We start from the raw sequence: 19147 nt of genomic DNA, 5'->3' as shown, positions 1-19147 counted from the left end.
TGAGCTGAAGGCCCCGTAGGAACGCAGTGACGAGGAGACTGAAGCCATGCCCGCGAAAAGCGTCCACCGTAGCGGAAATCAAAGGGTTTCTATGGTTACCCTTCTTAAAAGGACCGGGCCTACTTTGCACGGTTTTTCTTACCTTTTAAATGAATTTGTACATGTATTTATGAAGTATGGGTAACAATAATATGTGTAAAAGCAAATTTACTTTAAGGGAGTTTAGAAATGACTGTTTCAGTTTTAATAGTTAGGTTGCTTATTGCATTTACAGTGTTATTAATTTTAACCAGGATAATGGGAAGAAAAGAAATTGCTCAAATGACGTTTTTTAATTTTATTTCCGCCATATCAATTGGTACCATAGGTGCTTCCTTAGCAATCGATTCAACTTTAAGTATTAGGAATGGGCTAATAGCGTTAGTAGCATGGAGTATTTTTACGATTGTTCTAGGGATTATAAGTATTAATTCAAGAGAAGCACGTGTACTTATTGAAGGACAACCAAGAATAGTTATTAAAAACGGTAAAATTATGGAAGATGAACTTCGTAAAGTACGCTTGGATGTTGATGCACTAAATGCTCTTCTAAGAGTGAAGAATGTTTTTTCCATTTTTGATGTGGACTATGCGATTTTTGAAACAAGCGGAAAATTATCTGTTATGAAAAAAGAACCTCAGAAATTTGTGACAAAATCCGACATGGGGATACAACTAACTCAACCGAATATTTACCCTATTTCAACAGCAGTGATTTCAGATGGAAGTATTGTTTCTTTAAACTTAAAGAAATTAAATATAACTTCTCAATGGTTAACCGAGCAACTTAAACTATCAGGAATTAATTCAGTATCAGAAGTGTTTTATGCGGAAGTAGGTAAAGATGGTAAATTGTATATAGATAAAAAAGGGCAAGAGTTGAGTTAAAATCAAATAAATGTATGTTTCCCATCATATATGTGTAGGGCAAAGAACTATCTCATAAAGCTTGAAATAAAAAATCGTCAAAAGGAATTTGGATTTCTTTTGACGGTTTTTTCTTGTGTAATCTTTCTTGAAGAAGTTAAGAAGTTGTCATAAAAAGAGAGATTCCTAACATCAGAGGTTGAAAATTTGTTCTCAGAATTTGCTAATATTATTTTCATGAACATCATATGTTAACCAAGAGGAGTGAATAATGTTAATACGTTAGCGTATCGAGGCGTCTATGTTCCACCAGGAGGACAGCCACATTATTTTGTTTTACCACCTCCAATTTGGTGGCAAAAACAGCCGGTTAATTGTGTTGAATATGATCCGGCAGCTGCATTTATTCATGGGTCTGTGTGGCCGATGTTAGTAGATGGATATTCAAATGAAGAAGGTATCTCATGAGCGAAGAACAGAAGAGGATGTTATTGGACCTTCAAATTGCCGACTTTAATGTAATCGAGTGGGAGTTATATATGCATACACATCCAGATGATCTTATCGGGTGTCAAAAGTTAAAGAATATAATGAAGGTTGCGAGGAAAATTAGAAGATCATATGAATCCCTTTATGGACCATTAACTCGACTTACTCCCGTGTCTTGTACCAAAGTAAACTGTACTCCATGGCCATGGCATGTATGAAAGGAGGCTGGATAGACGATGTGGATTTATGACAAAAAGCTTCAATATCCGGTAGAAGTCAGAGATACAAATCCAATGTTAGCAAAGTTTTTAATGGAACAATATGGAGGTGCCGACGGTGAACTAGCAGCAGCACTAAGGTATATGAATCAGCGTTACACGGTACCGGACAAAGTCATTGGGTTGTTGACAGATATTTCGACAGAAGAATTTAGTCACTTGGAAATGATAGCGACGATGATTTATAAATTAACGAAAGATGCGACACCTGATCAATTAGTAGAAGCGGGTCTTGGAGCGCATTTTGTGAGTCACGGTCATTCTCTCTTCTATCATAATGCAGCTGGTGTTCCATTTACCGCAGCGTATATCCAATCCAAAGGGGACCCAATCGCAGATTTATATGAAGATATTGCAGCTGAAGAAAAAGCGCGTGCAACGTATCAATGGTTAATTGACGTTTCGGATGACCCTTACATTAACGATTCGCTACGATTTTTACGTGAACGAGAAAATGTACATTCAATGCGATTTAGAGAAGCGGTTGAAATGTTGAAGGAAGAACAAGTGCAGAAAAAGATTTTTTAAACGCCTTTTACTTAGGCGTTTTTTTTATTTGAATAAATCGCATATAATTTCAGGTGCCATAAGCCGGGGTGTTTATGGTCTAATTAGTATATAGAGATTAACATTCTAAAAAGTATTTTATTTGTTGACACTCTCGCTAATCCGATTTATGTGAAGGGTATTTATGCTGTGAATTCTTAACTTGAACAACATTGTATCTTCCTTTGTTTGATTTCATATTTTAAAAGGTTAAGAGTTCAGTATGCTTCTTTCTTTCAATTTAAAAATCTATTTAGTATAATTATAATGTGAGAATGATTATTATTACTTGTAAAGTTGTTTTGAGCAAACGCGTCATGATTTACGACTTATATTACAAAGAAAGCTAGGGGGAATTACAGATGGATCACAATGAAAACAACACCGCTGGGAAGTGCCCAGTATCACACGGACAAACACATGAAAAAACTTATGAAGAGAGTGCTATCACGACAACGACGGTTGGTACGACAAACAAGGACTGGTGGCCAAATCAACTAAATTTACATATCCTTCATCAACATGACAAAAAGACCAATCCACTGGGTGAAGAATTTGATTATGCAGAGGAATTTAAAAAGCTGGATTATCAAGCACTGAAGCAGGATCTTCATAACCTGATGACAGACAGTCAGGAATGGTGGCCTGCTGATTACGGTCACTACGGTCCATTCTTTATTCGAATGTCTTGGCACGCAGCTGGTACGTATCGTACTGGTGACGGTCGCGGGGGCGGCGGAACGGGTCAACAACGTTTTGCTCCACTTAACAGCTGGCCAGATAATGGAAACCTTGATAAAGCACGACGACTTCTGTGGCCGATTAAGCAAAAATACGGGAATAAGATTTCCTGGGCGGACTTAATCGTATTAACTGGTAATGTTGCGCTTGAATCTATGGGCTTAAAGACATTTGGTTTTGCTGGAGGACGCGCAGATGTTTGGCATCCAGAAGAAGACATCTACTGGGGTAATGAAAAAGAATGGCTTGATGACAACCGCTACTCAGGCGATCGCAATCTTGAAAATCCACTTGCTGCCGTTCAGATGGGTCTGATCTACGTTAATCCTGAAGGTCCAAACGGAAAGCCGGATCCACTTGCAAGTGCCCGCGACATCCGCGAAACATTTGCACGTATGGGGATGAACGATGAAGAGACCGTTGCACTAACAGCTGGTGGTCATACATTTGGTAAAGCGCACGGTGCTGGGAATCCAGCTCATGTTGAAGCATCACCAGAAGCAGCGGATATCGAAACACAAGGATTAGGCTGGTTAAGTTCTCATGAAAGTGGTAAAGGTCGTGACACGATCACTAGCGGCATCGATGGCGCATGGACAGCCAATCCGATACAGTGGGATAACGGTTTCTATGATCTATTATTTGGATACGAGTGGGAGCTTACAAAGAGCCCCGCGGGTGCCTACCAGTGGGCGGCGATTAACCCTAAAGAAGAGGATCTTGCACCAGATGCAGAAGATTCATCTATCCGCGTGTCTACGATGATGACGACTGCGGATATGGCATTGCGTATGGACCCTGAATACGAAAAGATTTCCCGCCATTTCCACCAAAATCCAGATCAGTTTGCAGAAACATTCTCTCGTGCATGGTTCAAGTTACTTCACCGTGACATGGGTCCTAAAGAAAGATACCTTGGTCCAGAAGTTCCTGCAGAAGAACTAATTTGGCAAGATCCAATACCACATGTTGATTACGAATTAACTAACGCTGAAGTAGCGAACCTTAAAATAAAAATCTTAGACTCAGGTCTTACAGTCAGTGAGTTAACAACAACTGCTTGGGCTTCTGCTAGTACGTTCCGTGGTTCCGATATGCGCGGTGGAGCGAACGGTTCCCGAATCCGCCTTGCACCACAGAAGGATTGGGAAGCGAATCAGCCAGAACAACTTGCAAAAGTTCTTTCTGTATATGAAGAAATTCAAAGCCAGCTTGAAAAGAAAGTCAGCATTGCTGATTTGATTGTGCTGGGTGGTAGTGCCGCAGTAGAAAAAGCAGCTAAAGATGCGGGTGTTGAAGTAACAGTTCCATTTACTCCTGGACGCGGTGACGCAACACAAGAGCAAACAGAAGTTGATAGCTTTGACGTATTAGAACCGGTCTCTGACGGATTCCGTAACTACCAGAAGAAAGAATACAGCGTAAGCCCAGAAGAGCAGCTGTTAGACAAGGCACAACTGTTAAACCTTTCAGCGACGGAAATGACGGTACTAATTGGTGGAATGCGTGTTCTTGGTACAAATCACGGTGGCACAAAACATGGCGAATTCACAGACCGTGTCGGTACACTTACTAACGATTTCTTCGTTAACCTACTTGACATGGGCATTCAGTGGAAGCCATCAGACTTCAACCTATACGAAGGAAGCGACCGCAAAACAGGTGTAGTCGTACGCACAGCAACACGATTTGACCTCGTATTTGGTTCAAACTCAGTCTTGCGTGCCCTTGCAGAAGTCTATGCACAAGACGACAACAAAGAGAAGTTTGTGAATGACTTTGTCGCGGCTTGGGTTAAAATCATGAACGCAGATCGTTTCGACCTTAAATAAATCATCATTTGATATGATGGATAATTTTTTTATCCGAAGCACCTTACTTGGATACCTGAATTGAGCTCACACTTTAATGAGTTCGATTCGTATACTCCAAGTAAGTCTTTTTTTTGGAACAGGGAACCATTCCTCAGCTTGTAGAGAAACCTCTATGGTTTTTTCTCTACAAGCATTTTTGTATGAGTAAATAAGTAATATTTGATCGATCTAGTATAAAATTATAACCTACCAGCCACGAGGCCTTGTTCGGGAGATTCCCTTTATATAGCCTTTTACCCCATATCCATAGCATGGAATGACCATTAATTGTATGATTAATTAAACGGTCTTTACTAAGGTTGAAGAAGAGGTGAGAAGTAATGTTGACCATTCAATGCACGAAGAAGCTTGCAGATTATTTGAAGAAGGACTTGCTTGAGAAACCGGAAACCAATCAGGATTAATTCTATTCCTGGCATTCCCATATGTTCCTGCTTAATCGTAGAAAGTACATAGTGGTGATGAATAGCAAAACACGCTATCATTTTGTTCTAGGTCCATTGCTTGCAAAGGATTTAAAAAGATTGGACGATATGATTTGCAATGGAATCAGTGAGAATATGAGGATGGATGGTGTGACCATAAACCAGATTGAGCGTTATATGGAGCAAGCTGACGGACTTAGGTATATGAAAACGAGTGAACGTGCAATAATCAGCCAGATGAATGAGGCGATCTATTTATTGATGCGGTGAATGAAAGCTATGCTGTTTTGGATCTATATAAGTTGAACCGCAAATTAAATAAGTTCGTTATGTTGCAGCTTCCACACACTTATTCGGGCAGAGAAATGATTCAAGAGATGAACAAGCAATTTGGATAACGTCTTGTGTGGATACTTGAGATTAAGGGTTTGTAATAGTAATCAAGTCAAGAGGTTACTGAATTGACGATTTCTATTTGAGACCTACACCCCTGGATTATCCGAAAAGAGAGACAATACTGTATATGCACTTCTGTTTCTTCTCATACTGTTGAGCGGAAGGAGTGATACTAGTGGGGGTAGATAAGGGTACAAAAGTAAACCTTTCCTTGCTTATAGCGGTTATTATTGTTTTTATCTGGTCAGCTATTAATCCTAGAGATGTTTGGACATGGGTGTCAGAGGTTAGTCCTGCAATAGTAATATTGGCTATTGTCATTGCCGTTTACAATAAGTATCGCTTCACAACCCTTTCTTATTGCATTATGGCCTTATTATCAATCCTTACGTTTATCGGTGGACATTACACATACACTGAGGTACCACTTTTTAATTGGCTACAAGATGAATTTGATTTGAAACGTAACCATTATGATCGATTTGGACATTTATTAAAAGGCTTGTCTGCGATTGTGGTAAGAGAAGTTTTGATAAGGAACACACCACTAGTCAAAGGTCGATGGTTGTTTGGCATTACTTCGAGTATCATTCTAGCTATTGCTGCGTTCTACGAAATCATTGAATGGTTGAGTACTTATTTGCCGATTAAAGAAGAAGAGAGGAAAGATGATTTTTTAGGTATGCAGGGTGATATGTGGGATGCACAATGGGATATGTCACTTGCTTTTATTGGTTCTATCCTGTCGTATTTCATTTTTTCAAAGCTACATGACAAGCTCATGAATAAGTTAAGAAATAAGGGGTAATTTATCGTGAAATACCCCTTATTTTTACCTATCTGTAATTGATGAACTGTATATCGATTGGCATTTCTGCCTGTCTGACCGCTGAAATTATTGCTTGAAGGTCATCACGATTTTTTCCAGTCACACGGATTTGATCATCTTGAATTTGAGTTTTCACTTTAACACCACTGTTCTTAATGATGGCGATAATGTCTCTTGCTAGGTCTTTATCAATCCCTTGAATTAGTTTCGTTCGCTGACGGACAGTTCCCCCGGAAGCACCTTCGAGTTTGCCATAATCAATGTTCTTAATAGATACATTACGTTGAATCAACTTGCTAATTAAAACATCCTTCAACTGCTCCAACTTATACTCATCGTCGGAAACTAATACAATCTCTTCATTATCCAATGTAATACTACTTATACTTCCTTTAAAATCATAACGAGTCTTAATTTCTTTTGTCGCTAAAGTGACGGCGTTTTTAACTTCGGAGAAATCAACTTCTGAAACAATATCAAATGAACTATCTTTTGCCATGAATAAAACCTCCCATATTTATTTCTACTATAACAAAAAAGCAAAAACTTCTCCGTACATACTGCTTACTCCATAAAAAAAGACCCTTTAATAAGGATCTTGTGAATAGTTACAAGAGAGAATCCTATTCAGTAAAACTGATATTTGCATTCAATTCAATTAGATTCTAGACGTGAGTCATTTTGTTTAGCTATATAAAAATAAATAATAATCAATATAATGAACATGAGCCCTGTTAAATACCAAGGTAATTCAGTGATAATTTCCCCGAAAGCAGTATAAAGTACAGCCGGCATAATGAGACCCAATAAAGAATAATACATATATTCCTTAAAAGTCTTTGACATCTCCATTAGATAAAGTGAAAGTAAATGGAAATGGACAAAAGGCATAATTCGTAAAATCATGACCTGACTAACGGAAATTGTGCGGTCCTTAAACACTTTTTCTTTTAAACGTGAGACTTTTTCCTGGAACTTCGGAAATTTGTTAACAAGCAAATAAGAAACTAAACTCATCAAAGAAAGACCAATAAAAGATAATACTGCCCCCTGAAGGAAACCAAACAAAACTCCACCTGCAATACAGACTACAATAACCGGAATAAACAAAAGTGGTCTAAATAAATGTAAAAGAACAAAAAATACAGGAGCTAGCCACCCTGCAGCTTCAATAAATGACGCAAGGGTTTGATCGAATTGATCCATATGATCCTCCTGTCCAGTCTGTAATGATTACTACAACTATATATAGACCATATATGTAAAAATAGCAATAGGTCTTGAAGATTTAAAGGCATGTTATTAATGTATTGAAGAAATACTTATTTTATGAAAAATATAGAGAAAGTAAATAACTCGGTTTTCACTTGTTACAGGTTTATGAAAATACTTTGACACTAAAATGTTTAGATATCTTAAACATATGTGAAAGATATATAGAGTCTACACTTGAAAATTTTAATAATGGGACAACTATAACAGGTAACTTAGTCTACCTATATTATATCTGTAACGCAAACAACTAGGTCAGACATTTGAATTATAATCTATCGTCAGTCACAGCTTGATATTAACTGCCAATAGCTTGTCTAGTATAATTTTAAATGAAATGAGGTTCTTAGATTGAAAAAAGTATTGATTGGAGTTTTCTCACTGACATTGCTCATTTTCCTCACGAGTTGCCAGGAGAAGGTAACGCCGGAGGAAAGGTTAGCGGAATATGTGGATCATTGGAACAAAAACGATTTTGTCGTTATGTACAACGATTTTTTAGCTCACGGAACAAAAGAGGAATTCGGGACCGAAAAATTCGTGGAGCGTCAGAAGAAACTTCAAAAGGATCTTGGTATTGAAAATGTAAAAGTTACGTACTCAAAACCTTCCAAAGATACGAAATGGGACAAGGAGGTACCAGCAGTATTTCCTCTTCAAGTAAAAATGGATACAATTGCAGGACCAGTGGAGTTTGAGAAAACAATGACACTAATTCAAGAAACTCATGAAGAAACAGAGAACTGGTTTGTAGAATGGAATCCTTCATTTATTTTCCCAGAGCTTGAAGAGGGCGATGCAGTGAGAATTTCAACACTCAGCTCTAAACGTGGAGAAATCCACGACCGTAATGGACGGGCAATTGCTGCGAACGGAAGTGGGTTTGAAATAGGTATCGTTCCGGAAAAGTTCACCGACGATTCGAAAAAGGTTGAGTTGGCTGAGTTGCTTGGCACAACTTTAGAGTATATTGACGGTCAGCTAAATCAAAGCTGGGTGAAACCGAATCATTTTGTACCTATTGGAATCATTGCCAAAAACAATAGTGTAGTGTTGGAACAAATTCCTGATATTCCTGGTGTTATGAGACAACAGTCTCCGATGCGTGAGTACCCGTATGAAGAAGCACTTTCGCATTTATCTGGTTATATTGGGGTAATTACAGAGAAGCAATTGGCTGAGCGTGAAGATGAAGGATATACTTCTGTCGACCTCATCGGAAGACAAGGCATGGAGTTGTTACTTGAAGATCGACTCCGTGGGAAGGATGGTGTCCGTATTTATATTGACAAGTTAGAAGAAGGTGTTAAAGATATAACAGTTTCCGAAACTCCAGCCGTTAATGGAGAAACTATATCATTAACGATCAATGCAGAGTTACAGAAAACAATCTATCAGGCAATGATTGGTGAGCCGGGTACCAGTGCAGCTGTTGATCCTGATACGGGTGAAACACTTGCTCTTGTCAGTTCCCCAGGGTTTGATCCTAACGAATTAATGCTGGGTATAAGCGGGACTCGCTACAAGGAACTACAGGAAAGTCCACTTAATCCACTATTCAATCGATTTACATCTGCCTACGCACCAGGTTCAACCATAAAACCGATGACAGCGGCTATTGGCTTGGAAGCCGGCACACTAGAAGCGACTGAAGGATTGACGATTACAGGGGAAACATGGCAAAAGAATTCATCTTGGAGTAATTACCGAGTGACGCGTGTCCATTCGGAAGCACCAAATCCAATTGATCTGAACAAAGCACTCGTTTATTCCGACAATATTTACTTCGCACAGGAAGCATTGGAAATGGGACCTAAGGCATTTGTGGAGGGATTAAAACGATTTGGTTTTGGCGAAGAAATTCCGTTCGCTTATAACATGAAATCTTCTCAGATTTCAAATGATGGCAGTATTGACTCAGAAGGTCAACTTGCTGATACATCGTTCGGACAAGGGCAAATGCTAACGAATATTATTCACCTGGCATCGATGTATGGAGTCTTACTGACAGACGGAGTGATGTATAAGCCGACACTGTTTATGGACGAAGAAACCGCACAAGTTTGGAAAGAAGGGTTGGTGAGTGCGGAAAATGCTGCGCTCCTCCGAACAAGCCTGCGTAACGTTGTCGTTGATGGGTTTGCTCAGTCGGCCAACCTCCCAGCTATTCCGCTTGCTGGAAAAACTGGCACGGCGGAATTGAAAGTAGCTTTGGAAGAGAAGGGACAGGAAAATGGATTCTTTGTTGCCTATAACTCTGAAAATCCTGTTTTCATACTTGCGATGATGATTGAAGGTGTGGAAGATAACAATGGTAGTGGTTATGTGGCAGATCTTGTTTCAAAGGTGTTTTTAAAAATAGATTAAAGAGTAGCAAAATGGCAGTCTATGTCCCCTTATCCGTAGAAAATTCGATAAATCGGCAACTGATTTATTCAAATTTTTCTTGTAATAGTGTTGAAATGACTTATGAATTCAATAGAAATCACAAAAAGTCCACTGATTGTTAGTGGGCTTTTTGGTGTTCAGTTAAACCTTGGATTGTTAGAATCTTTTTGGCAAACCAAGTGCTTGTTAGATGAAATGACATCGATTTTAAGTGCTTTTTAGGGAAATTAAAAAATTAACGACACTTTTTCAGCAAACAAACAAGGCTTTCTATTGAAAATAAGAGTGAGCGATTGCTCAGTTGGAAAAAATGGTGTCCAAGTTGGAAAAATGAGATGCCAAGTTGGAATTTTCGGGATCCAAGTTGGAAAAAACACAATCCAAGTTGGAATAATATTAAAAGTCCTCAATTAAGCCACTCCAAAACGAACAAAAAAACATGTGACATCTCTTAGTAAATCCACTTTATGCTAAAACTATCACTTATCCGGAAAACTCAAGCTTTTTACTCCTTTGTAAGCCGAATTTTCAAACAGAAAAGGAACAGTACTAGCAAAATTACAGGTACTATTAAAGAAAGCAAAGAAAGGCCGGAATTGTATCTTCAGCTACCTAATTCTGTGCGGTTAGTGTGTATTCTCTTATCCACCAAAGCGAAAAATTTGAATGCATGGTATTTAAATCCGTGGCATGGTTACTAGCAAAGAAAAGGAGATGTAATTGAAAATTTAATACATGCAGTATCAATATTTGTAAAATTAACTTAATATAAAAGTAGGTATGTACCTGGAATGGACAAAAAGTTGGTTCCTATATGCTTATGGTGATGATAGTAAAAACTTTTATCGATAGAACAAAGTTTTGAGATTTTTAATAGTATTACAATTTTTTCCTAAAGCATTTAAAAAACATATCTTAAGGAGCGAGTATGCTTGATACATAAAATAAATCTTGAAAAGAAAAATCTACATGGTTCTTTTAACAATAAGTATCGTCCGATTATAACAGTAGATTCAGGTGATTCTATTCAATTAAAAACGTTGGATATTCAATGGGGATATTCATCCTCTAAACAAGAAGAAAGAATAATTTTCGAGTCAAGAGAGAACGAAGAGATACCAAAGCACCCGATAATAGGACCGATTGCTATACGAGGAGCAACCCCTGGAATGGTGTTGGAAGTAAGGGTTAATGAGCTGGTCCCAGGGTGGTATGGTCGTAATTGGGCGGGAGGAATTCCTAATTGGCAAAATGAAAAATTAGGAATTACCAACACAGAAAAATTACAGGTAGACTGGGAACTTGATTCAATAACTATGGCTGGGAAGGCTGAAATTGGCGGTCAGCTGTTTCATGTAGGTCTGTCTCCGTTTTTAGGGTTAATGGGTGTAGCACCTGCAGAACCTGGTTTGCATTCTACAACGCCACCCCGTTATTGTGGTGGAAACATTGACTGTAAAGAATTAGTCAGAGGGAGTAGCTTATACTTGCCTATAGCAGTAGAGGGAGCTTTATTTTCACTAGGAGATGGCCATGCTCTTCAAGGAGACGGAGAAAGTTCGGGTACAGCGATTGAATGCCCGATGGATTTCGTAGACATCACTTTAACTGTAAGGGATGATATGCAGCTGAATATGCCTAGAGCAAATACACCAGCAGGATGGATTACTTTTGGGTTTAATGAAGATTTAAATGAGGCTGCAGCTGTAGCACTTGATGAAATGGTTATACTCATGCAACAGTTTTATGGAATTGAAAAAGTACAGGCAACAGCATTGGCAAGCGTTGCTGTTGACTTAAGAGTAACTCAAGTGGTTAATGGTGTAAAAGGAGTCCATGCACTATTGCCCCATGGTGTAATACGGAAATAGGCTTAGACTAACTGGTTCGGTAAAGGAAAGAAAAATCGAAGTATCTACTAAGTTTAAAAAGAAAGATACTTGGATGACAATGCCACTTCAAAACGTCTCCAAGTTCCAAGTTAAAACAACTAGTGTCTAAACAATTACTAAAACTGGTTTTTTGGGGTTCAGTTTTAATATTGACTAAAAAAATTAGCGAATTGATTTGTTTGTTGTTGCAAGTTTATCTTCTATAAAAGCTATGAACAGTTTAGTCAATATTGATTTCATTCGTATATAAACCATCAAATTGCTAATGCTATGGAAACTAACTAACATGGCGGTGATATGTATGGATGATTTTAGCTGGATGTGGAAATCCGTGGTAATTATCATATTCGGTATATTCTTATTAAGACTTTCTGGTAGAAGATCTATCTCCCAAATGACAATTTCCCAAACAGTCATAATGATTTCAATCGGTACACTTTTAATACAGCCTATAAGCGGCCAAAATGTTTGGGTTACTCTTGCGACTGCGGCTATGCTAATAGTAATCTTGGCAATTATTGAATATATCCAATTGAAATGGGATTTTACTGAAACTATCTTTACTGGACGCTCCAAAGTCATTATCGAAAATGGACAGTTAAATGAAAAGAATTTGAAGAAATTGCGCCTAACTGTGGACAAACTTGAAATGCGATTACGCCAAAATGGGATAGCCAATATAAAGGACGTACAATGGGGTACAATTGAAGCGAGTGGAAAATTAGGTTATTTACTCGTTGAAAAAAAGAAGCTTGCTACTAAGGAAGATATAGATAAGGTTCTATTAATGCTTAGCAACCTTACAGCACAAGTGAATGCTAGTTCCTTAAAGCAACAACCAGAACCAAATCCAAATAACTCAAACTTTTTTACTGAAATTAATGGAGGACATTTTCCTGCAATTCCTGAACGTCTTGAATAAAGTTCAATATAAATACAAATGACACTCTAGTAGAATTAATTTCTACTGGGTGTCATTTGTTTGTCGCTCCAGCACCAGTGTCGAGCTAGAGAAACGCCTTTGCGCTTTTCATATTTTCTTGAGATTTGAATTTAAAAAGAGTTACTCGCCAGTCGTATAGACTTCTTCAAATGGTTGAACGATGACAAATCCTTCGCCTTTGAATTCCATTTGAATGGATTCTCCGCTACCACGTCCTAATAAAGTTCTAAAGCTAAAATCTGTTTTAAATTCAGGAGTTAAGTGACCGGACCACGCGACAGTTGCGTTTGGATCTGTGATAACAGATTCACCAGGTCGGATAAGCAGGGTCAATGGCTCGTAATGTGAGGTGATTGCCACTTTTCCTTTGCCTTGCAAAGTCACATTGAACAAACCTCCAGACATCATGCCGGCAACTTTTTTCATGAGTTTAATATCCCATTTGATCGTGGGTTCAAAAGCAAGAAGGTCGTTACCGTTCACCGTAATTGACTCATTATTTAGCTCGAAAATTGTGATTTTTTTTCCTTGATCTGCTAAATATAATCTTCCTTTTCCATGTGCTTTCATTAGAGAAGCACCTTCTCCTGTCAATGCCTTTTTAAACATTTGACTGACGCCGTGCTCTAGCATCTTTTCCCGTTCAAATTTAATCTGCCCGGTGTAAGAAATCATTGACCCTGCCTTTGCCCAAACAAGATCCGTTAAATTCACTTCCAAAATGCGTTCAGTTTCTAATTCGAAATAATCATTCTCACGTTCATCCTGCTGGGTTTTTTTAATAAATTCATCAATCGAATACTTGCTCATTCAATTATTTCCCCTTCCTTATTTAACCTTATTTAAACATACGAATTGGCACTAGGAAAAGTTTCACGTTGGAGCAGATTGTTATAGGCAGATCAATTGTAAGTATGTTATGATGGAAATGTAAAAAACTGAATAGTAATATCTTCCACTAGGGGGACCTTCAATAGGTAAATAGAAACATTTACTTATTAAAAAGGTTGAGATTAAAGTTAAGCTTTAAGACCCTTAGAACCTGATCTGGTTTATACCAGCGTAGGAAAGTGGAGTTGCGGAGCAATACGTTTCTACCTATTTTTCCAATACAACCACTTTCTTATGTTTATTAAGAAAGTGGTTTTTTTGTTGTCCAAATTAGGGGATAGACGTACCATTCGAGATTTAAATAATAATAATGAGGAGGACGTTTCATGACATATTCAAAGCTTTTAAGAGAGGAATCAAATCACATATGGGAAGCAAGTTTTAATCATCCTTTCGTAACAGGAATTGGTGATGGAACATTACCACTAGAAAATTTTCGTTATTACGTCATGCAAGACGCTTACTATTTATCCCATTTTGCAAGAGTTCAAGCTCTAGGTGCAGCTCGGGCTACCGATTTTGAAACAACAAGTAGAATGGCAGCACACGCACAGGGCACTCATGAAGCAGAATTATCCTTGCATGAAAACTTTTCTCGTCGTCTCGGAATTACTGAATCAGAAAAAGCTAATTTCAAGCCGTCGCCAACTGCATATGCATACACTTCCCACATGTATCGTGCAGCATATCAAGGACATATAGGAGATATCATCGCAGCAATATTACCGTGTTATTGGCTTTACTATGAAATCGGGGAGAAGTTACAGTCATGTGCCCCTAATGAACCGATATACCAAGAATGGATTGCCGCATATGGTGGGGAATGGTTTAGAACCTTAGTCGAAGAACAAATTAATAGACTTGATAAGATTGCTGAAACACTAGCTGCAGAAGATCTACAACGGATGAAAGAACACTTTATCATTAGTAGCCAATACGAATATTCATTCTGGGAAATGGCATCTAAATTAGAAAAATGGCCTGTCCAAAAGCCTGTGAAGATATAGAAAAGGGAGTTTGATGAGAATGGGGAGAGCATTAAAGTTAACTGATATTTTAGTAACTATTATTATTGCTTTAATTTTTGGTCTTGTTTATAAGTTATGGGGTCCATTATATGGGTTTGTTTCGGTATTTGGTCTTCATGCAGAGCAACTTATCTATGGGATGTGGTTTATTGCGGCTACGGTTGCCTATTTAATTATACGAAAACCAGGAGTTGCATTATTGGCGGAAGTCGCAGCTGCTCATGGGGAATTTATTTTTGGTGGTGAGTGGGGAGTTACGACATTAATATTTGGTTTAGGGCAAGGCTTAGCTGCAGAACTTGTTTTCGCTGCCGTCAGGTATAAGAAGTTTGATATGTTTACCGTATCTTTAGCGGCTATTGCCTCTGCAGGAGCTTCTATATTAATAGATTTCTACTATGGTTATATCGGAGATTTAGCATTATGGAATCTACTCCTTTTGATTGGTATTAGATGTGTGGGCGCTGTTTTAATAGCAGGTATTTTTGCATACTTTATCGTTCAAGCATTAGAGAAAACTAAAGTTACAAATCTTATCCGACCAGTTTCAAGTAATGATTATAAAGACTTAGACAAATAATGTGGAGGTTCTATGGAAGTGATAGCTAGTGTTAATAAATTACGCTTAAAGTTTCCAGGAGCAGAATCCCTGCTATTTAAGGACTTTTCCCTTTCTATTCGTAAGGGGGAAAAAGTATTAATAGTAGGGTCTTCGGGGTCTGGGAAATCCACCTTATTACAGGTTCTAACTGGACTAATTCCTTCATCAGTAGAAGTGCCGATGAAAGTAGAGAATATTAAAATTCCTCTTTCTTGGGGATTTGTGTTTCAAGATCCAGAATCGCAATTCTGTATGCCATATGTAGATGAAGAGATTGCATTTGTATTAGAAAATCTTCAAATTCCACATGATCAAATGCCTAGCTATATTTCATATTATTTGAAACAAGTTGGACTTAGTTTTGATGATATGCATACAAAAACTCAAATTTTATCAGGTGGAATGAAACAACGATTGGCAATAGCGGCAGTCCTAGCGCTAGAATCAGATGTATTATTCTTAGACGAACCAACAGCTATGCTTGACCCTGAGGGAACTGAGGAAGTTTGGAATACAATTAAGGAAGTAGGAGAAGACAAAACATTGGTAATTGTTGAACATAAAATTAACCATGTGGTTGATTTTGTTGATCGAGTAATCATTCTGAGTGATAACGGAGAGATTGTTGCTGATGGGTCAAAACAGGAAGTATTTGAGCAATATAAGCATGTACTAATTGACCAAGGAATATGGTATCCAGATGCTTGGAAAGATTATCTATTAGCAAATGGTAAGCCCCGACCTCAATCAACTGGATGGGATTCAAATTCAGCGATTACTTTAACAGATTTTACAGGTTTCAGGGGAAAAAACAAAAAAATAGAGATTAAGAATGTAGACGTATTTCCTGGAGAATGGATTACTGTACTTGGTAAAAACGGAGCAGGAAAGAGTACATTGTTACACGCGATGATGGATTTAATAAAAACTAAGGGTGTCTACACTATTTTTGGGCAAGATGCTAAAAAAATTAACAAATTAAGTGACTATGCTGCCTTTGTATTTCAAAATCCTGAATTTCAATTTGTCACAAATTCAGTTTATGATGAAGTTGCTTTTACCCTACGATTGGAAAAGTGGAACCTGGATAAAGTTTCAAACAAAGTAGAGGAATTATTGGAATTCTATTTTTTGAAAAACCATGAACATAGCCATCCTTATCAACTCTCTATGGGTCAAAAACGGAGATTAAGTGTCGCCGCAGCAACTGTTAAAGGGCAACCAATTTTATTATTAGATGAACCAACTTTTGGTCAAGATGCTAAAAACACATTTGCTATTTTGGAACAAATTGAGTATTTAAGATCACAAGGTACAATTGTTATCATGGTTACACATGACCTTAATATAGTTGAACACTTTTCTACAAGAGTCTGGGTCATAGACCAGGGAGAGCTTACAATAGATTGTTCATCCTCCGAGTACACAAAAGGGATGCATAAAGTTGTTGGATAGGGGGACATATGAATGCAACTGGATTTTTCTTTTCGTGAAACATGGCTTCATAAAATAAATCCTAGTTTTAAATTTATTTTAATCGTCGCCTTGTTTATTCATATTTTATTCATTCATAACATAAATATCATTATTAATTATATGATCGGCACAGCTATTCTTTATATTCTTTTCACAGGGCATCCTTGGAAGCGGTTATTAATTATCTCGATACCGTTCATCCTTATTTTCCTGACATCTTCTACATCCATGATTTTCTTTGGTAAAGGGGAAGTCACTTGGTTTAAGTGGGGACTTATCCATATTACTGAGGAAGGCTTTTTCAGAGGTTTACATTTAGGCTTTCGTGGACTTGTCTTTGCAACATTAGGAATTATTTTTGCTTTAACCACTAGACCTGTTTATTTATTTTATTCTCTCATGCAACAGTTGAAACTAAAACCTAAATATGCGTACAGTTTTATGGCTGCAGTACGATTAATTCCGATTATGTTCGAGGAACTTCAAACCATAAGATATGCATTAAAAGTTCGAGGTGTACAAAGTCAGAAAGGGATACTTGGTTTCTACCATTTATTAAAATCGTACTCTATCCCTATGCTTTCCCAAAGTATTAGAAGAGCGCACCGGATTGCCGTCGCGATGGAGGCAAAACGATTTTCTGATACAACAAAAAGAACCTATTATTACTTAGTTGGCTTTTCTAAGTTGGATGTCTATCTATTGATTTATTTTGTAGTAGTAATAGGAACATCTTATTACTTTGCTAATAGTTATTCGTATTTTCCAATTCAAGATGTTAGGTATAATAATTGAGTATTCTGTTTTTCTAATGAAACCGGTATGTTATACTAATTTTTAATAGAATATGTAAACACTAGGGGAGTCTATTATAGACTGAGATGGAGAAACTCCAGACCCTTTGAACCTGATCTAGTTAGAACTGGCGTAGGGAAGTGGTATATACAAGTTATAGTTCATACATATAACAAAAAACCACTCCTACGTCGGGGTGGTTTTTTTATTTCTGATTTTTAATGGGGGCAGAAAAGATGGTACGCGGAAAACTTCATGTCATATCAACTGGAACACAGAAGCCTCAGCAATTAGTAGAAATTATTGGTCAAATTCATCCATTTATCGATGCCATTCATATCCGTGAAAAATCGAAAACAGCCAAAGAAGTTTATGAAATAGTGATGTTATTAATAAACCGCAATATTCCACTTTCTAAAATAATTATCAATGACCGAATTGATGTTGCCTATGCCTTGAAAGCACAAGGAGTCCAACTTGCCTATCACTCCTTACCTGCTGATGTTGTGAAAAAACAGTTTGAAAGCTTGAGGGTTGGCTGTTCTGTTCATTCAGTCGATGATGCTCAACTGGCACAACAACAAGGAGCAGACTATGTGATTTTAGGTCATATCTTCACTACTAATTCAAAACCTGGATTAGCACCAAAGGGTCTAGAACTTTTACAAGTCGTATCTCATTCAGTGACTATCCCGGTTCTCGCAATAGGTGGGATAAAACCCGCAAATGTTAGGGATGTCCTTGACGCTGGTGCAAAGGGAATTGCCGTGATGTCAGGAATAATGGACGCCAAGGACCCACTAAAAGCAGTAAACGAATATGCTCAACAGCTAACTTTGTAACAAATGTTTGTAGTACCTAACAAAATAATATAAATCTATCTCGTAACCTCATAAGAAACAGGTTTTCAATTCAAACTTGGGTGGACTTCTACACTTATAGTGGAGTCAGACTAGAGAGACGTAATGCACTTTTTTAAAAGTGAAATTGATGTGCCAAGAACCAAGTGTTAATGGTGTCTTGTATAGAGACTAATATACTAAAATGGGATTTATTTGATGTGACACTCGTTATTTCTATCCATGTGAAGTGTGATTTCTTTTTTTAAAAACGCAAGTTTCGTCTCAGAGGAAGTGAGTTTTGTAGTTCAGTGATAAATTTTTGTTTAGTTATCTACGGATTACACATAAAAATCGTTCTATCTAAATTGAGGTGAAGTATTTACAAAATAGGAAGATATTTTATATTTATTTTTTAAACTATATTGTTATCACTGAGATATTAAAAAGTGAATGATTGAAGTGGAAGGTGGCGACTCCTGCGGGAAAAGCAAGACAGACGAGACCCCGCAGGAGCACATAATGGAACAAAGGCTAA

General features: G+C 37.6%; 18 protein-coding genes and 2 riboswitches. Of the genes, 15 read left to right on the top strand and 3 right to left on the bottom strand.

The window, feature by feature from the left end; all coding sequences use genetic code 11:
* Positions 1-228: 228 nt before the first annotated feature.
* The 7 genes from B371_RS0111115 to B371_RS0111080 all read left to right on the top strand — a co-directional run bounded on the left by B371_RS0111115 (position 229) and on the right by B371_RS0111080 (position 6463).
* The gene (locus tag B371_RS0111115; RefSeq protein ID WP_019414393.1) at positions 229-927 is read left to right on the top strand and encodes a DUF421 domain-containing protein; all 699 of its coding nucleotides are present in this window, start codon (positions 229-231) and stop codon (positions 925-927) included.
* Between the two features lie 243 nt (positions 928-1170).
* On the top strand, positions 1171-1374 hold the full coding sequence (locus B371_RS0111110) for a hypothetical protein (RefSeq protein ID WP_019414392.1): 204 nt from the start codon (positions 1171-1173) through the stop codon (positions 1372-1374).
* Positions 1371-1613, top strand: coding sequence for a spore coat protein CotJB (locus B371_RS0111105; RefSeq protein ID WP_019414391.1), 243 nt, complete (start codon positions 1371-1373; stop codon positions 1611-1613). The genes B371_RS0111110 and B371_RS0111105 overlap by 4 nt, the downstream gene beginning before the upstream one ends.
* A gap of 18 nt (positions 1614-1631) precedes the next feature.
* On the top strand, positions 1632-2201 hold the full coding sequence (locus tag B371_RS0111100; RefSeq protein ID WP_019414390.1) for a manganese catalase family protein: 570 nt from the start codon (positions 1632-1634) through the stop codon (positions 2199-2201).
* A gap of 380 nt (positions 2202-2581) precedes the next feature.
* Complete coding sequence (katG, locus tag B371_RS0111095; RefSeq protein ID WP_019414389.1) at positions 2582-4792, top strand: catalase/peroxidase HPI; 2211 nt, start codon at positions 2582-2584, stop codon at positions 4790-4792.
* 503 nt (positions 4793-5295) lie between these two features.
* Entirely contained in the window at positions 5296-5529 is a 234-nt protein-coding gene (locus B371_RS0111085; RefSeq protein ID WP_157185190.1) for a hypothetical protein, read from the top strand.
* A 301-nt stretch (positions 5530-5830) separates the two neighbouring features.
* Complete coding sequence (locus tag B371_RS0111080; protein WP_019414387.1) at positions 5831-6463, top strand: DUF2238 domain-containing protein; 633 nt, start codon at positions 5831-5833, stop codon at positions 6461-6463.
* A 28-nt stretch (positions 6464-6491) separates the two neighbouring features.
* Here the strand turns inward: B371_RS0111080 and B371_RS0111075 are convergent, their stop codons facing one another.
* Positions 6492-6983 carry a YajQ family cyclic di-GMP-binding protein gene (locus tag B371_RS0111075; RefSeq protein WP_019414386.1) on the bottom strand — a complete coding sequence of 164 codons (492 nt, stop codon included), beginning with the start codon at positions 6981-6983 and terminating at the stop codon, positions 6492-6494.
* 155 nt (positions 6984-7138) lie between these two features.
* Positions 7139-7690: a TVP38/TMEM64 family protein gene (locus B371_RS0111070; protein ID WP_019414385.1), complete on the bottom strand. Its 552-nt coding sequence runs from the start codon at positions 7688-7690 to the stop codon at positions 7139-7141.
* A gap of 417 nt (positions 7691-8107) precedes the next feature.
* On the opposite strand from B371_RS0111070, the gene B371_RS0111065 reads away from it, so the two are divergent.
* The 3 genes from B371_RS0111065 (at position 8108) to B371_RS0111050 (ending at position 12958) form a co-directional block, all read left to right on the top strand.
* Positions 8108-10123 (top strand): penicillin-binding transpeptidase domain-containing protein, encoded by a 2016-nt coding sequence (locus B371_RS0111065; RefSeq protein ID WP_019414384.1) that lies wholly within the window; start codon positions 8108-8110, stop codon positions 10121-10123.
* 953 nt (positions 10124-11076) lie between these two features.
* Entirely contained in the window at positions 11077-12015 is a 939-nt protein-coding gene (locus tag B371_RS0111055; RefSeq protein ID WP_019414382.1) for an acetamidase/formamidase family protein, read from the top strand.
* Between the two features lie 322 nt (positions 12016-12337).
* A complete protein-coding gene (locus B371_RS0111050) occupies positions 12338-12958 on the top strand; it encodes a DUF421 domain-containing protein (RefSeq protein WP_019414381.1) in 621 nt (206 codons plus the stop codon).
* Between the two features lie 141 nt (positions 12959-13099).
* On the opposite strand, the gene B371_RS0111045 is transcribed toward B371_RS0111050, so the two are convergent.
* Positions 13100-13789, bottom strand: a complete 690-nt coding sequence (locus tag B371_RS0111045; RefSeq protein WP_019414380.1) for an AIM24 family protein — start codon at positions 13787-13789, stop codon at positions 13100-13102.
* 140 nt (positions 13790-13929) lie between these two features.
* A riboswitch (TPP riboswitch) is annotated at positions 13930-14065 on the top strand.
* 131 nt (positions 14066-14196) lie between these two features.
* Between B371_RS0111045 and tenA the strand changes: the two genes are divergently transcribed.
* The 5 genes from tenA to tenI all read left to right on the top strand — a co-directional run bounded on the left by tenA (position 14197) and on the right by tenI (position 18612).
* Positions 14197-14877, top strand: coding sequence for a thiaminase II (gene tenA, locus B371_RS0111040; protein WP_019414379.1), 681 nt, complete (start codon positions 14197-14199; stop codon positions 14875-14877).
* Positions 14878-14896: 19 nt separating this feature from the next.
* Positions 14897-15478: an ECF transporter S component gene (locus B371_RS0111035; RefSeq protein WP_019414378.1), complete on the top strand. Its 582-nt coding sequence runs from the start codon at positions 14897-14899 to the stop codon at positions 15476-15478.
* Positions 15479-15490: 12 nt separating this feature from the next.
* Positions 15491-16954 (top strand): ABC transporter ATP-binding protein, encoded by a 1464-nt coding sequence (locus B371_RS0111030; RefSeq protein ID WP_019414377.1) that lies wholly within the window; start codon positions 15491-15493, stop codon positions 16952-16954.
* A 12-nt stretch (positions 16955-16966) separates the two neighbouring features.
* Entirely contained in the window at positions 16967-17770 is an 804-nt protein-coding gene (locus B371_RS0111025; RefSeq protein WP_019414376.1) for an energy-coupling factor transporter transmembrane protein EcfT, read from the top strand.
* Positions 17771-17823: 53 nt separating this feature from the next.
* A riboswitch (TPP riboswitch) is annotated at positions 17824-17926 on the top strand.
* Between the two features lie 80 nt (positions 17927-18006).
* On the top strand, positions 18007-18612 hold the full coding sequence (tenI, locus tag B371_RS0111020) for a thiazole tautomerase TenI (RefSeq protein ID WP_019414375.1): 606 nt from the start codon (positions 18007-18009) through the stop codon (positions 18610-18612).
* The last annotated feature ends 535 nt before the right edge of the window (positions 18613-19147 follow it).

Origin of the sequence: Paenisporosarcina sp. TG20, from assembly GCF_000286315.1 — a bacterium.
Taxonomy (GTDB): Bacteria; Bacillota; Bacilli; order Bacillales_A; family Planococcaceae; genus Paenisporosarcina.
This window is presented reverse-complemented; position numbering and strand designations above follow the sequence as displayed.

What these genes read in the sequence shown, in the direction of transcription:
- B371_RS0111115 (WP_019414393.1), top strand. Translation starts at nt 229, where the DNA reads ATGACTGTTTCAGTTTTAATAGTTAGGTTGCTTATTGCATTTACAGTG.
- B371_RS0111105 (WP_019414391.1), top strand. Translation starts at nt 1,371, where the DNA reads ATGAGCGAAGAACAGAAGAGGATGTTATTGGACCTTCAAATTGCCGAC.
- B371_RS0111100 (WP_019414390.1), top strand. Translation starts at nt 1,632, where the DNA reads ATGTGGATTTATGACAAAAAGCTTCAATATCCGGTAGAAGTCAGAGAT.
- katG (WP_019414389.1), top strand. Translation starts at nt 2,582, where the DNA reads ATGGATCACAATGAAAACAACACCGCTGGGAAGTGCCCAGTATCACAC.
- B371_RS0111085 (WP_157185190.1), top strand. Translation starts at nt 5,296, where the DNA reads ATGAATAGCAAAACACGCTATCATTTTGTTCTAGGTCCATTGCTTGCA.
- B371_RS0111075 (WP_019414386.1), bottom strand. Translation starts at nt 6,983, where the DNA reads ATGGCAAAAGATAGTTCATTTGATATTGTTTCAGAAGTTGATTTCTCC.
- B371_RS0111070 (WP_019414385.1), bottom strand. Translation starts at nt 7,690, where the DNA reads ATGGATCAATTCGATCAAACCCTTGCGTCATTTATTGAAGCTGCAGGG.
- B371_RS0111050 (WP_019414381.1), top strand. Translation starts at nt 12,338, where the DNA reads ATGGATGATTTTAGCTGGATGTGGAAATCCGTGGTAATTATCATATTC.
- B371_RS0111045 (WP_019414380.1), bottom strand. Translation starts at nt 13,789, where the DNA reads ATGAGCAAGTATTCGATTGATGAATTTATTAAAAAAACCCAGCAGGAT.
- tenA (WP_019414379.1), top strand. Translation starts at nt 14,197, where the DNA reads ATGACATATTCAAAGCTTTTAAGAGAGGAATCAAATCACATATGGGAA.
- B371_RS0111035 (WP_019414378.1), top strand. Translation starts at nt 14,897, where the DNA reads ATGGGGAGAGCATTAAAGTTAACTGATATTTTAGTAACTATTATTATT.
- B371_RS0111030 (WP_019414377.1), top strand. Translation starts at nt 15,491, where the DNA reads ATGGAAGTGATAGCTAGTGTTAATAAATTACGCTTAAAGTTTCCAGGA.
- B371_RS0111025 (WP_019414376.1), top strand. Translation starts at nt 16,967, where the DNA reads ATGCAACTGGATTTTTCTTTTCGTGAAACATGGCTTCATAAAATAAAT.
- tenI (WP_019414375.1), top strand. Translation starts at nt 18,007, where the DNA reads ATGGTACGCGGAAAACTTCATGTCATATCAACTGGAACACAGAAGCCT.